General features: G+C 62.9%; 11 protein-coding genes, 1 tRNA gene and 1 riboswitch. All 12 genes read left to right on the top strand.

The genetic code is table 11. The features are described from left to right. The first annotated feature begins 105 nt into the window (after nt 1–105). Nucleotides 106–207: riboswitch (guanidine-I (ykkC/yxkD leader) on the top strand. A 61-nt stretch (nt 208–268) separates the two neighbouring features. The 12 genes from PspR76_RS08580 to PspR76_RS08525 all read left to right on the top strand — a co-directional run bounded on the left by PspR76_RS08580 (nt 269) and on the right by PspR76_RS08525 (nt 13,087). Continuing rightward, on the top strand, nt 269–1,339 hold the full coding sequence (locus tag PspR76_RS08580; protein WP_159954808.1) for a putative urea ABC transporter substrate-binding protein: 1,071 nt from the start codon (nt 269–271) through the stop codon (nt 1,337–1,339). A 12-nt stretch (nt 1,340–1,351) separates the two neighbouring features. Continuing rightward, entirely contained in the window at nt 1,352–2,167 is an 816-nt protein-coding gene (locus tag PspR76_RS08575; RefSeq protein ID WP_159954807.1) for an ABC transporter permease, read from the top strand. Next, the gene (locus PspR76_RS08570; RefSeq protein ID WP_159954806.1) at nt 2,164–2,928 is read left to right on the top strand and encodes an ABC transporter ATP-binding protein; all 765 of its coding nucleotides are present in this window, start codon (nt 2,164–2,166) and stop codon (nt 2,926–2,928) included. The genes PspR76_RS08575 and PspR76_RS08570 overlap by 4 nt, the downstream gene beginning before the upstream one ends. Next, a complete protein-coding gene (locus tag PspR76_RS08565) occupies nt 2,925–3,650 on the top strand; it encodes an urea amidolyase associated protein UAAP1 (protein ID WP_159954805.1) in 726 nt (241 codons plus the stop codon). The genes PspR76_RS08570 and PspR76_RS08565 overlap by 4 nt, the downstream gene beginning before the upstream one ends. A gap of 9 nt (nt 3,651–3,659) precedes the next feature. Further along, nucleotides 3,660–4,289 (top strand): urea amidolyase associated protein UAAP2, encoded by a 630-nt coding sequence (locus tag PspR76_RS08560; protein ID WP_159954804.1) that lies wholly within the window; start codon nt 3,660–3,662, stop codon nt 4,287–4,289. Between the two features lie 239 nt (nt 4,290–4,528). Then, the gene (gene uca / locus PspR76_RS08555; protein WP_159954803.1) at nt 4,529–8,152 is read left to right on the top strand and encodes an urea carboxylase; all 3,624 of its coding nucleotides are present in this window, start codon (nt 4,529–4,531) and stop codon (nt 8,150–8,152) included. Nucleotides 8,153–8,180: 28 nt separating this feature from the next. Then, a complete protein-coding gene (atzF, locus tag PspR76_RS08550) occupies nt 8,181–9,953 on the top strand; it encodes an allophanate hydrolase (RefSeq protein ID WP_159954802.1) in 1,773 nt (590 codons plus the stop codon). 51 nt (nt 9,954–10,004) lie between these two features. Then, complete coding sequence (locus PspR76_RS08545) at nt 10,005–10,217, top strand: cysteine-rich CWC family protein (protein WP_159954801.1); 213 nt, start codon at nt 10,005–10,007, stop codon at nt 10,215–10,217. Next, nucleotides 10,217–10,909: a 16S rRNA pseudouridine(516) synthase gene (locus PspR76_RS08540; RefSeq protein WP_159954800.1), complete on the top strand. Its 693-nt coding sequence runs from the start codon at nt 10,217–10,219 to the stop codon at nt 10,907–10,909. Before PspR76_RS08545 ends, PspR76_RS08540 begins: the two co-directional genes overlap by 1 nt. A gap of 304 nt (nt 10,910–11,213) precedes the next feature. Continuing rightward, nucleotides 11,214–12,098 (top strand): alpha/beta fold hydrolase, encoded by an 885-nt coding sequence (locus tag PspR76_RS08535; RefSeq protein ID WP_159954799.1) that lies wholly within the window; start codon nt 11,214–11,216, stop codon nt 12,096–12,098. A gap of 185 nt (nt 12,099–12,283) precedes the next feature. Then, nucleotides 12,284–12,357, top strand: a tRNA-Gly gene (locus PspR76_RS08530). A 205-nt stretch (nt 12,358–12,562) separates the two neighbouring features. After that, on the top strand, nt 12,563–13,087 hold the full coding sequence (locus PspR76_RS08525; protein WP_159954798.1) for a DUF3833 domain-containing protein: 525 nt from the start codon (nt 12,563–12,565) through the stop codon (nt 13,085–13,087). Nucleotides 13,088–13,110: the final 23 nt, after the last annotated feature.

Raw genomic sequence — 13,110 nt, 5'->3', positions numbered from 1 at the left:
ACCACCCGCCTGCCCGGCTGAAAACCGGGCCTGTGCGCACTTGGCACGACTCTCGCTTTGCCTAACCCGTGCAGGATTCATCACAGGTTCGCGGCACCACAATTTGCAATGGCTGACTAGGGTTCCGGCTCGCTTGACGCGAGTGGCTGGTCCGAGAGTTGGCGACCTCCAGTTGAGGTTACACGGCGGGATAAAAGCCCGGGAGACAAGCCACCGTTCACGGTGCCGCGTTGCTCCCTGCCCGCCCACGATCAACTGGAGAAACCCCATGCAACTACCGCGTTTACCCGCCTTGCTCGCCGCCGCCTTCGCCGCCGTGTTGAGCGTCCAGACCCAAGCCGCCGCCGCCAAAGACCACTTCAGTGTGTGCTGGACCATCTACGCCGGCTGGATGCCGTGGGAGTATGCCGGCAGCCAAGGCATCCTCGACAAATGGGCGAAGAAATACGGCATCAAGATCGACATGGTGCAGCTCAATGACTATGTCGAATCGATCAACCAATACACCGCCGGCCAGTTCGATGGCTGCACCATGACCAACATGGACGCCCTGACCATCCCCGCCGCCGGTGGCGTGGACAGCACCGCGCTGGTGGTCAGCGACTTCTCCAATGGCAACGACGGTGTGGTGATCAAGGGCACCGGCAAGACCGTGGCCGACCTCAAGGGCATGAACGTCAACCTGGTGGAGCTCTCCGTCTCCCACTACCTGCTGGCCCGCGCGCTGGAGTCCGCCGACCTGACTGAAAAAGACCTGAAAGTGGTCAACACCTCCGACGCCGATATCGCCGCCGCCTTCAACACCAATCAAGTGCAGGCCGTCACCACCTGGAACCCGATGCTCTCGGAGATCAAGGCCAAGCCTGGCGTCACGCAAGTCTTCGACTCGAGCAAAGTGCCCGGCGAAATCATGGACATGATGGTGGTCAACACCCAGGTCCTGAAAGACAACCCGGCGCTGGGCAAAGCCCTCACCGGCGCCTGGTTTGAAGTGGTGGCGCTGATGAACGCGAAAAACGCCGCCAGCACCGACGCCCTGGAACACATGGCCAAGGCCTCCGGCACTGACCTCAAGGGTTTCCAGGCGCAACTGGACACCACCAAGCTGTTCGCCACGCCCAAGGAAGCCCTGGCCTTCGCCAACAGCGCGCAGTTGCCGGCGACCATGCGCAAAGTCGCCGAGTTCTCGTTTGAACACGGCCTGCTCGGCGAAGGCGCCAAGGACACCAGCGCCGTCGGCATGAGCTTCGCCAATGGCGTGACCAGCGGCGACACCGCCAACCTGAAGCTGCACTTCGACCCCCGCTACGTGCAGATGGCCGCCGACGGCACGCTGTAAGAGGACCCGGCCATGCGCCTGATCAACCGTCACCCGGAACGCTCAAGCCGCCTGTTATTGGTGATCCTGCCGTTCGCGTTGCTGCTGTTCGCCTACTTTGTAGGCTCGGCGGAGCGTCTGGCGGAAAACCCCAACGACAAGCTGCTGCCCAGCGCCATGCAAATGGGCGACGCCATAAAGCGCCTGGCGTTCAGCGCCGACACCCGTACCGGCGAATACGTGCTGTGGCAAGACAGCGCGTCAAGCCTGCGCCGCCTGGCCATCGGCTTAGGCATCAGCGCCATCGCCGGCCTGTGCCTGGGGATTGCCGCCGGCACGCTGCCGCTATTTGGCGCGCCGCTTTCGCCGCTGCTGACCGTGCTGTCGATGGTGCCGCCGCTGGCGGTCCTGCCGATTCTGTTCATCGTGTTCGGGCTGGGGGAATTGTCCAAGGTGATGCTGATCGTCATCGGCATCACCCCGGCCCTGGCGCGCGATCTGGAGCAGCGCGCGCGGGAAATTCCCGTCGAGCTGCTGGTCAAGGCGCAGACCCTCGGCGCCTCCACCTGGACGCTGATGCTGCGTGTGGTGCTGCCGCAATTGCTGCCGCGCCTGCTGATCTCGCTGCGGCTGATGCTCGGCTCGGCGTGGTTGTTCCTGATCGCCGCCGAAGCCATCGCCTCCACCGACGGTTTGGGCTACCGGATTTTCCTGGTGCGCCGCTACCTGGCGATGGATGTGATCTTGCCCTACGTGGTGTGGATCACCCTGCTCGCCTGGCTGATGGATTGGGGCCTGAAAACCCTCACCCGCCGTGCGTTCCCCTGGTACGAAGGAGCGCGCGCATGAGCTTTATCAGCGTCAACAATGTGTGGCAGCGCTACGGCGACCAAGTGGTGTTGGAAGGCCTTAACCTGCACGTCGACGAGGGCGAGTTTTGCACCCTGGTCGGCACCTCCGGTTGCGGTAAATCCACCTTCCTGCGCCTGCTGCTGGGCCAGGAAACCGCGAGCAAAGGCCAAATCCTGCTGGACGGCCAAGCGCTCGCCGCCGAGCCGGATGCCAGCCGTGGCGTGGTGTTCCAGCGCTACTCGGTGTTCCCGCATTTGACCGTACTCGACAACGTCGCCCTGGGCCTGGAATTGCCACGTGCGCCCTGGCTCGGCCGGCTGTTCGGCAAGGCCAAACAGCAGGCCCGGGAACAGGCGGCGGCGTTGCTGCTCAAGGTCGGCCTCGGCCACGCCCTGGACAAATACCCGGCGCAACTTTCGGGCGGCATGCAACAACGCCTGGCCATCGCCCAGGCGCTGATCATGAAACCGCGCGTATTGCTGCTGGACGAACCCTTCGGCGCCCTCGACCCGGGCATTCGCAAAGATATGCACCAGCTGTTACTGGAGCTATGGCGCGAAACCCGGCTGACGGTGTTCATGGTCACCCACGACCTCAGCGAAGGTTTCAGCCTCGGCACACGCTTGCTGGTCTTCGACAAAGTCCGCGTCGATCCCCACGCCCCCGGCGCCTATGGCGCCCGTATCACCTACGACATCCCTTTGAACAGCGCGCGCCGCAAAGCGCTCGCCGCCGAACTTGGAGCCTCTGCCCAATGAACGATTCGACTCAACTGTTCCCGCCATTCGCCGTAGAAATGCTGCCCGGCGGCGGCCACCGTTCCTTCGTGCTCAAGCGCGGCCAACTGCTGCGCCTCACCGACATTCGCGGCGGCGCCAATGTCAGCCTGACCTTGCTCAATGCCAATGAAAAAACCGAGCGCCTGAACCTGCCCGACAGCCTCAAATGCCAACACACCGCCAAGCTCACCCGCGGCCATTGCCTGTACTCGGACATGGGCCGCGTACTGGCCGCCATCACCGCCGACACCTGCGGCTGGAGCGACAGCATCGGCGGCGTGTTGTGTGCCGCCGAGGTGGCCGAAAAGTACGGCCAGGGGCGCTATCAGGAACTGCGCAACGGCTTTTTCCGCAACGGCACCGACAACCTGCTGGTGGAACTCGGCAAGTGGGGCCTGGGGCTCTCCGACCTGCTGATGACCCTCAACCTGTTCAGCCGGGTCAGCGTCGATGGCGACGGTGGTTTGCACTTTGAACCAGGCAATTCCAAGGCCGGTGACTACATCGAACTCTACGCGCCGATGGACACGCTGGTGGTGCTCACCGCCCTGCAACACCCGATGGACCCCAACCCGAACTACGCCCCGCAACCGCTGAAACTGAGCTGGATGAACGCCGACCCCAGCGTCGCCGAACACTGCCGCACGTCGCGCCCGGAAAACGAGCGCGGCTTTATCAACACCGACCGCTTGTTCGCCTGAGGAGCTGCCATGTCTATCGCACTTAAACAACCCGACGCCGCGGTGTACCGCGCGACCATTCCCGCCGGCGAGCCGTGGCTGATGGAGGTCAAGGCCGGCCAGACCCTGCGCATCCTCGACCTTGAGGGCAACCAGGCCGTCGACACCCTGTTCTACAGCCGCCAAAACCCCAAGGAACGCTACGACGTGCAGCGCACCTTGCGTCGGCAAAACCGCGTGTACCTGAGCACCGGCAGCGTGCTGTATTCCAACCTCGGCCAACCGATGCTGACCATCGTGGAAGACACCTGCGGGCGCCACGACACCCTCGGCGGCGCCTGCGCCCAAGAGAGCAACACCGTGCGCTACGCCCTGGAAAAACGCTACATGCACAGCTGCCGCGACAACTACCTGCGCGCCTGCGCCCACGACGGGCGCCTGGGCAAAGGCGACATCGGGCCGAACATCAATTTCTTCATGAACGTGCCGGTCACCGCCGATGGCGGGCTGACCTTTGAAGACGGCATTTCCGCCCCTGGCAAATACGTCGATTTGCGCGCAGAGATGGACGTGATCGTGCTGATCTCCAACTGCCCGCAACTGAACAACCCGTGCAACGCCTACAACCCGACCCCTGCGGAGTTACTGGTATGGAACTGAAAATGAAACGGTTGCGTAAGTGGTTGTTCGCCCTGTGCCAAGCCCGCGCCGGGCAGTGCCTGCACAAACAATAGAGATCAATTGTGGGAGCTGGCTTGCCTGCGATAGCGGCCTAGCAGCTAAAAGTGGGTTAACTGACCCACCGCCATCGCGGGCAAGCCCGGCTCCCACACTGACCGCATGCACTCCGGACGACCGCAGTGTTTATCCTTTTGCGGGACGGCCCGCAGGGTTTTGCCATGTTCGAAAAACTGTTGATCGCCAACCGTGGCGCCATCGCCTGCCGCATCCTGCGCACGTTGCGTGAGCTGCACGTCAAGGGCATCGCCGTGTACGCCGAAGCCGACGCGGCCAGCCTGCATATCCAGCAAGCTGATGAAGCCTACAGCCTCGGTGAAGGCGCGGCAGCCGGCACCTACCTGGCGGTGGAAAAAATCCTCGCCACCGCCAAGGCCTGTGGCGCCACGGCCATCCACCCCGGCTACGGCTTTCTCTCGGAAAACGCCGCCTTTGCCGAAGCCTGTGAAAGCGCCGGTATCGCCTTCGTCGGGCCGACGCCCGAACAGCTGCGTGTGTTCGGCCTCAAACACACCGCGCGCGCCTTGGCCAAGCACCACCATATTCCCTTACTGGAAGGCACTGAACTGCTCGACAGCCTCGACGCTGCGTTGTTGGCCGCTGACACGCTGAGCTACCCGGTGATGCTCAAAAGCACTGCCGGCGGTGGCGGCATCGGCATGCGCGTGTGCCGCAGCGCGGCCGAATTGAGCGAGTCGTTCGAGGCGGTCAAACGCCTGGGGCAGAACAATTTCAGCGACGCCGGTGTGTTTATCGAGAAGTACATCGAGCACGCTCGCCACCTCGAAGTGCAGGTGTTCGGCGACGGCGCGGGCGACGTCATCGCCCTCGGTGTGCGCGACTGTTCCGTGCAGCGGCGTAACCAGAAAGTCCTCGAGGAAACCCCCGCGCCGAACCTGCCCGACGGCATGGCCGAGGCCTTGTGCGCGGCCGCCATCACCCTGGCCAAGGCGGTAAATTACCGCAGCGCCGGCACCGTGGAATTCATCTTTGACAGCGCCGACGGCCGCTTCTACTTCCTCGAAGTGAACACGCGGCTGCAGGTCGAGCACGGCGTAACCGAACAAGTCTGGGGCGTCGACCTGGTGCGCTGGATGGTGCAGCTGGCGGCGGGCGAAATGCCGCCGCTCAATACACTGGATTTGAACCCCCACGGCCATGCGATTCAGGCGCGGCTGTATGCGGAAGACCCGGGCAAGGATTTCCAGCCGAGCCCAGGCCTGTTGACCCGTGTGGACTTCCCGGTGGCCGATGGGCTGCGGATCGACACGTGGGTAGAAGCCGGCTGCGAGATTGCGCCGTACTTCGACCCGATGATCGCCAAGCTCATCCGTTGGGCGCCAACCCGCGAACAGGCGCGCCTGGGGTTGCATCAAGCATTGAGCGACAGCCAGCTCTACGGCGTGGAAACCAATCGCGATTACCTGCGCCAGATCCTGCTCGCCCCGCCCTTCGCCAGCGGCCGCCCGTGGACGCGTTGCCTGGAAGACCTGGTCTACAGCGCCAACACCTTTGAAGTACTCAGTGCCGGCACGCAAACCAGTGTGCAGGACTATCCTGGGCGCCTCGGTTACTGGGCCGTCGGCGTGCCGCCTTCAGGGCCGATGGACAGCCGCGCGCTGCGCCTGGGCAATCGTCTGCTGGGCAACAGTGACGGCGCGGCGGCACTGGAAATCACCATGAGCGGGCCGCTGTTGCGCTTCAATTGTGCAGCGGTGATTGCCGTCACCGGGGCAGAAATCCCGCTGTTATTGAATGACCAAGCGGTGGCGATGAACACCGCGCTGCTGATCGAGCCGGGCGCGGTATTGAGCCTTGGCACACTCGCAGGTTCAGGTGCGCGCAGTTACCTGTGCCTGCGTGGCGGGCTGCAAGTGCCGGACTACCTGGGCAGCAAAAGCACCTTCACCCTCGGCCAGTTTGGCGGGCACGGCGGGCGGGCTTTACGGGCGGGTGATGTGTTGCATGTTTTGCCGTTGGCAGACGCCAGCGCCGGGCAGCAGTTGATCGCCGAACCGCTGACGGACGTGCGCACGCTGCGGGTCATCTACGGCCCCCATGGCGCGCCGGAATACTTCCTGCCGGAGTACATCGACACCTTCTTCGCCACCCAGTGGGAAGTGCATTTCAACTCCAGCCGCACCGGCGTGCGGTTGATCGGCCCCAAGCCAGCGTGGGCACGTACGGACGGCGGCGAAGCGGGGCTGCATCCGTCGAACATTCATGACAATCCCTATGCGATTGGGGCAGTGGATTTTACCGGGGATATGCCTGTGATTCTGGGGCCGGACGGGCCGAGCCTGGGTGGGTTTGTGTGCCCGGTGACGGTGATTGAGGCGGACTTGTGGCAGCTCGGGCAACTCAAGGCAGGTGACAAGATCAGGTTTGAACCTATCGATCTCAAGACCGCCCGCGATCTCGCCTTGAAATGGGATCAAATGTGGGAGCCGGGCTTGCCCGCGATGCAGGCGACTCGGTCTGTCAGTCAAACCGAGGTGATGCATTCGCGAGCAAGCCCGCTCCCACATTTGATTGAGTCGCCGGTGGTGTTGGACATTGGGCAAGACGACACCCGCCTCGTCGCGCGCCTCGCCGGCGACACCCATTTGCTATTGGAAATCGGCGCCCCCGAACTCGACCTGGTGCTGCGCTTTCGTGCCCACGCGCTGATGCAAGCCCTGCAAACCCGCGCCTTGCAGGGCGTGATCGACCTGACCCCCGGCATCCGCTCGCTGCAAATCCACTACCAGCCCGAACAACTGCCCCTGGCCGATTTGCTGCCGCTGATCACCACGCAGTGGGCCGCCGTGTGCGCCACACAAAACCTGCAAGTGCCCTCGCGCATCGTGCACTTGCCGTTGTCGTGGGACGACCCGGCGTGCCAGTTGGCGATCGAGAAATACATGACCACCGTGCGCAAGGACGCGCCGTGGTGCCCGAGCAACCTGGAGTTCATCCGGCGTATCAACGACCTGGCCAACCTCGACGAAGTGCGCCACACCGTGTTCGACGCCAGCTACCTGGTGATGGGCCTGGGCGACGTCTACCTCGGCGCGCCGGTGGCCACGCCGCTGGACCCGCGTCACCGCCTGGTCACCACCAAATACAACCCGGCGCGCACCTGGACCGCTGAAAACTCGGTGGGCATCGGCGGCGCCTACCTGTGTGTCTACGGCATGGAAGGCCCGGGCGGTTATCAGTTTGTGGGGCGCACGTTGCAGATGTGGAACCGCTATCGCGAAGTCGCGGCGTTTGACGGCAAGCCGTGGTTGCTGCGGTTCTTTGACCAGATTCGCTTCTATCCGGTGAGTGCGGATGAACTGGTGCAGATCCGCCGTGATTTCCCGTTGGGCCGCTTCGAGTTGAGCATCGAACACAGCCAATTGAACCTGGCCGATTACCAGGCGTTTCTGGCGCGGGAAGCGTCGAGCATCGGCGCGTTTCGTGAGCATCAACAGCACGCGTTCAATGCCGAGCGCGAGCGCTGGATCGCCAGTGGCCAGGCGCATTACGACAGCGAAGAACTGGCCGCGCCGCTGGGCGAAGACACACCGCTGCTGGCCAACGAGGTCAGCGTCGACAGCCCGATCGCCGGCAACCTCTGGCAGGTTCAGGTCGCTACGGGTGAGCGGGTTGCGGCCGGCGACGTGCTGGTGATTCTTGAGTCCATGAAGATGGAAATTCCGGTGGTGGCGCCCTTCGCCGGCACCGTGCGCGAGATCCCGGTGCAACCCGGCAGCGGCATTGGCGCCGGGCAACGGGTGGTGGTGCTGGAACGTGACTGACTTTTCTTTTTATACAGGCGGACAAGCCATGAATCTGCAACTGGACAACCTGCGCAATGCCTACCTCAGCGGCGACATAACGCCGCGCGAATTACTGCTGCAGCTGCGCGAAAAAGCCGCGCAGTTGAACCCCGATTATCACCTGTTTATCCACCTGCTCAGCGTGGCGGAACTGGAGCCCTACCTGGCAGCATTGGACGCCCGTGAGCCGTCTGAACTGCCGCTGTTCGGCGTGCCATTTGCGATCAAGGACAATATCGACCTGGCGGGCATTCCCACCACAGCGGCGTGCCCGGCGTTTGCCTATGTGCCGCCGCGCAGCGCGACGATTGTCGAGCAGTTGATCGCCTTGGGCGCGGTGCCGTTGGGCAAGACCAACCTCGATCAGTTCGCCACCGGGCTCAATGGCAGCCGCTCGCCGTATGGCGCTTGCCCGAACAGCGTGCTGCCCGAGTACCCGTCGGGCGGCTCCAGTGCCGGCTCGTCGCTGGCCGTCGCCCTGGGCGTCGCGAGTTTTGCCCTGGGCACCGACACCGCCGGTTCCGGGCGTGTACCCGCCGCGCTGAATAACCTGGTGGGGCTCAAGGCGAGCAAAGGGCTGATCTCCACGGCGGGTGTGGTGCCGGCGTGCCGCACCCTGGATTGCGTCACCACCTTTACCCGCACCGCGCGCGAAGCCAGCCAATTGCTGGCGTTGACCGCCACGCTCGACCCGCTGGACGCTTACAGCCGCCAGAACCCGGCGTGGAATGACGCGGCGGCGTTTGGTGCGCCGCGGCCGTTTCGCTTTGGCGTGCCGCGTACTCAGGACCTGGAATTCTTTGGCTGCGAGCAAGGCCCGCAGCTGTTCCAGCAGGCCATCGAGCGCTTGATTGCGCTGGGCGGCGAACCCGTCACGCTGGACCTGTCGCCCTTCCTCGAAGCCGCGCGCCTGCTTTACGAAGGACCGTGGGTGGCCGAGCGCTACAGCGTCGCCGGTGAACTGATGGCGCGTGAGCCCGAGGCGGTGCTGCCGGTGATTCGTGCCGTGCTGGCCAAGGCGCCTGCGGTGAGCGGCGTTGATACCTTCCGCGCGCAATACCGTCTGCAAACGTTAAAAGCGCACTGTGACCGCTTGCTGGACGGACTCGATTGCGTGCTGACGCCGACCATCGGTCGCCCGATGACCCTCGAAGAACTGCGTGCCGAACCGGTGCTGCGCAATGCCGAATTGGGCTACTACACCAACTTCATGAACCTGCTGGACTACGCCGCCGTCGCCGTGCCCAGCGGTTTCATGGAGAACGGGTTGCCATGGGGTGTGACGTTGTTTGGCCGGGCGTTTACCGATCAATACCTGCTGGGCGTGGCCGACGCGTTGCAGCGCCTGCAGGATGCTTCGCTCAGCGCGCCGCCAGGCCCCGCCAGCCATGACCGCACGCGGTTGGTGGTGTGCGGCGCGCACCTGCAAGGGCTGGCGCTTAACGGGCAATTGCTGCGCCGTGGGGCGCGCTTGCTCGAGCGCACCCACAGCTCGTCGGACTATCAACTGTTCGCCCTGGCCGGAGGGCCGCCTTATCGGCCGGGCATGCTGCGCGTCAGCGAAAACGGTGTAGCCATCGAAGTGGAAGTGTGGGAACTGCCGAGCGGCGAACTCGGCTCATTCCTCACCGGCATACCCGCGCCATTGGGGCTTGGCAAGGTGCAACTGGCGGACGGGCGCTGGGAAACCGGCTTCATCTGCGAACCCTACGGCCTGGCGGGCGCCGTGGACATCAGCCACTTCGGCGGTTGGCGCGGCTACCTGCGCAGCTTGCAATAGCGCGGCGGCGCTGTATCGTGCGGGGAACTGCGCGATACAGCACGAACCGACATGACCACACCAACCCTCTGCCCCGCCTGCGGTGCCCGCAACGACTGCACCTTGGCCGACCCGCGCACCGCCGATCAAGCCTGCTGGTGCTACAGCGTCACCATCGACCCGGCGGTGCTTGCAGCCCTGCCGGATGAACTGCGCAACACCGCTTGCCTGTGCCCACGGTGTGCCCAGGTGGAGGCGCAATTGCGTGGGGCTACGCCTAAGTAATGCGCGTTGATCGTTTCCTCAGCAACCTGCCGCGTTTCAACCGCCAGCAAGTGCGCCTGCTGTTGGTTGAGCGACGCGTGACGGTCGATGGCGTGGCCGTCAGCGATCCGCACCATGCAGTGCGCGAGTTCAGCCGTGTGTGCGTTGACGATGAGGTGCTGCAAGTCGGCAAACCGGCGCGCTATTTCATGCTGCACAAACCTCAAGGCTGTGTGAGCGCCACCACCGACCCGCAACACCCGACGGTGCTCGACTTGCTGGATGAGCCGGACAAGGGCGAGCTGCATATCGCCGGTCGTCTGGATTTCAATACCACCGGGCTGATGCTGATCACCAACGACGGCCAATGGTCGCGGCGCCTGACCCAGCCGCAAACCAAGCTGCCCAAGGTTTACCGCGTGGAAACCGAACAGGCCATCACCCCGGAGTACGCGGTGACCTTTGCAGCCGGTGTGTATTTCGCGTTCGAAGACCTCACCACCCAACCCGCCGAGCTGGAACTGTTGGGCCCGAAGACGGCGCGGCTGAGCATCGTCGAAGGCCGTTACCACCAGGTGAAGCGCATGTTCGGGCATTTCGACAACAAGGTGATCGGCTTGCACCGCGAGCGCATGGGGGCTTTGGTGCTGGATGATTTGCTGGCGCCGGGCGAATATCGGGCGTTGACCGACGACGAAATCGCGCAAGTCTGACGACCGTTCGGCCGGTGATGGCAAAAAACCAGTTCGGCGCCTTGCGAGGTAGCACCTCTACTGCTTGAATCAAGACGTCAGCCAAATTATGACTGGCGAGTCGCCTATAACCTCCAAGAAACACCTTGCCGCGCCCGCGCTTGATCCACGGGCCTCTCAGGCAAACAGCCCGCCATAACAACAGCCGTCGGCCAACCGTCATCGGACCGGCATGGGCGCTCATCTTCCAGGCGTATGCCTACCTGTCATAAAGCTCGTGCAGAGTGATCTGCGCGCCCTACCCGCTTGCCAGGAGTCTTACGACATGAGGCCAGAAATCGCTGTGTTGGATATACAGGGTCAGTATCGGGTTTACACGGAGTTCTATCGCGCGGATGCTGCTGAAAAGACCATCATCCTGGTCAACGGCTCCATGGCCACCACGGCCTCTTTCGCCCAAACCGTGAAAAGCCTGTACCCGCAATTCAATGTGGTTTTGTACGACCAGCCCTACGCTGGCCGCTCCAAAATCCATAACCGCCATGAGCAGATGCTGACGAAAGAAATCGAAGGCCAGATTCTGCTGGAGCTTATCGACCACTTCGCCGCCGAACACGTGCTGTCGTTTTCCTGGGGCGGTGCGGCCACGCTGGTTGCCCTGGCCCATCGGCCCCGCCGCGTGGAAAAGGCAGTGATCAGCTCGTTCTCGCCGGTGATCAACGCGCCGATGCGCGACTACCTTGAGCGCGGCGTCGACTACTTCGGCAACCTCGACCGCGACCGCGTCGGCCACCTGGTCAACAGCACCATCGGCAAGCACCTGCCGTCGCTGTTCAAACGTTTCAACTACAGACACGTGAGCAGCCTGGCCGAACACGAATATGGGCAGATGCACTTTCACATCAGCCATGTGCTTAACAGCGACCGCTTGTGCTACCTCAAGGCCGCCCGGCAGATCAATATTCCAGTGCTGTTTTTAAATGGCGAATGGGACGAATACACCAGCGCCGAGGATGCCAAGCTGTTTGGCCAGCACGTGGCGAACAGCAGCTTCAGCACTGTCCAGGCCACCGGGCACTTTCTGGACATGGAGCACAAGGCGGCCTGCCGAGACAGCCGTGATGCAGTGGTGGGCTTTTTGCAACCGCAGCGGCAGGTGAGTCGATTGCGTTATCACCAGGGCCAGACGCAGCATGCCTTTGCAATCTGAAGTCACCGCTCATGTGGGAGCCGGGCTTGCCCGCGATGCAGGCGCCGTGGTGGGTCAGTCACGGCCCGGCGATGCTATCGCAGGCAAGCCAGCTCCCACAGGAGCCTGGTGGATGCAACTCGCACATTTTTCGAAGAAAAACTTCAAATCTCGACGAACATCTGGTACAAAGTCAGCCGCTCTGAGCGGGTATAGTTTAATGGTAGAACAGTAGCTTCCCAAGCTTCCGACGAGGGTTCGATTCCCTCTACCCGCTCCACTCAGATTCAGCGCTTGCGTCAGGAAGGTTCTGGCGCAGGATGCATAAAAAAACCGGCCCTTGGTGGCCGGTTTTTTTTATGGGCGCGATTTGAAGAATTCACCGTTCGTCTCGCGCAAACCTGTACAAATCAATATTAATGTACAAGTATCAGTGACAAGCGTTGGCGCTTCGCCGCGCACCATCACGTTCACGGAATCTGGCCATGACACGTCTATTGATTTCATTGTTGCTGGTGTTGAGTGTGAGCAGTTGCGGCAACGTAGGCGTCGATCATTACGCCGACCAGAAGCCGCAACTGGACCTGGAGCGCTTCTTCAGCAAGCCCGTCAAGGCCTGGGGGATTTTCCAGAAGCGCTCGGGGGAAGTGGCCAAGCGCTTTGAGGTCAATATCGCCAGCCGACGCGAGGGCAACGCCTTGATTCTCGACGAGCGCTTCCTCTACAGCGATGGCACGCGCCAACAGCGAGTATGGACGCTGACACCGGATGGCCCGGGACGCTGGCGCGGTCGGGCGGGCGATGTGGTCGGCGAGGCGATCGGCGAAGTGGCAGGCAACGCACTGCGTTGGCGCTATCGACTCAACCTTCCCGTGGACGGCTCGGTCTACGAGGTCAGCTTCGATGACTGGATGTACTTGATGGACGACGACACCTTGATCAACCGTTCCAGCATGACCAAGTTCGGCGTCGAATTTGGCCAGGTCACGTTGTTCTTCCGGCGCCAATGAATGGCTCACAGTGAGGCTGAATC

It is taken from the genome of Pseudomonas sp. R76 (genome assembly GCF_009834565.1).
In the GTDB taxonomy this organism is placed as follows: domain Bacteria; phylum Pseudomonadota; class Gammaproteobacteria; order Pseudomonadales; family Pseudomonadaceae; genus Aquipseudomonas.
This window is presented reverse-complemented; position numbering and strand designations above follow the sequence as displayed.

Coding starts and splice junctions, on each gene's coding strand:
- atzF (WP_159954802.1), top strand. CDS start 8,181: ATGAATCTGCAACTGGACAACCTGCGCAATGCCTACCTCAGCGGCGAC.
- PspR76_RS08535 (WP_159954799.1), top strand. CDS start 11,214: ATGAGGCCAGAAATCGCTGTGTTGGATATACAGGGTCAGTATCGGGTT.
- PspR76_RS08525 (WP_159954798.1), top strand. CDS start 12,563: ATGACACGTCTATTGATTTCATTGTTGCTGGTGTTGAGTGTGAGCAGT.
- PspR76_RS08545 (WP_159954801.1), top strand. CDS start 10,005: ATGACCACACCAACCCTCTGCCCCGCCTGCGGTGCCCGCAACGACTGC.
- PspR76_RS08575 (WP_159954807.1), top strand. CDS start 1,352: ATGCGCCTGATCAACCGTCACCCGGAACGCTCAAGCCGCCTGTTATTG.
- uca (WP_159954803.1), top strand. CDS start 4,529: ATGTTCGAAAAACTGTTGATCGCCAACCGTGGCGCCATCGCCTGCCGC.
- PspR76_RS08580 (WP_159954808.1), top strand. CDS start 269: ATGCAACTACCGCGTTTACCCGCCTTGCTCGCCGCCGCCTTCGCCGCC.
- PspR76_RS08565 (WP_159954805.1), top strand. CDS start 2,925: ATGAACGATTCGACTCAACTGTTCCCGCCATTCGCCGTAGAAATGCTG.
- PspR76_RS08560 (WP_159954804.1), top strand. CDS start 3,660: ATGTCTATCGCACTTAAACAACCCGACGCCGCGGTGTACCGCGCGACC.
- PspR76_RS08540 (WP_159954800.1), top strand. CDS start 10,217: ATGCGCGTTGATCGTTTCCTCAGCAACCTGCCGCGTTTCAACCGCCAG.
- PspR76_RS08570 (WP_159954806.1), top strand. CDS start 2,164: ATGAGCTTTATCAGCGTCAACAATGTGTGGCAGCGCTACGGCGACCAA.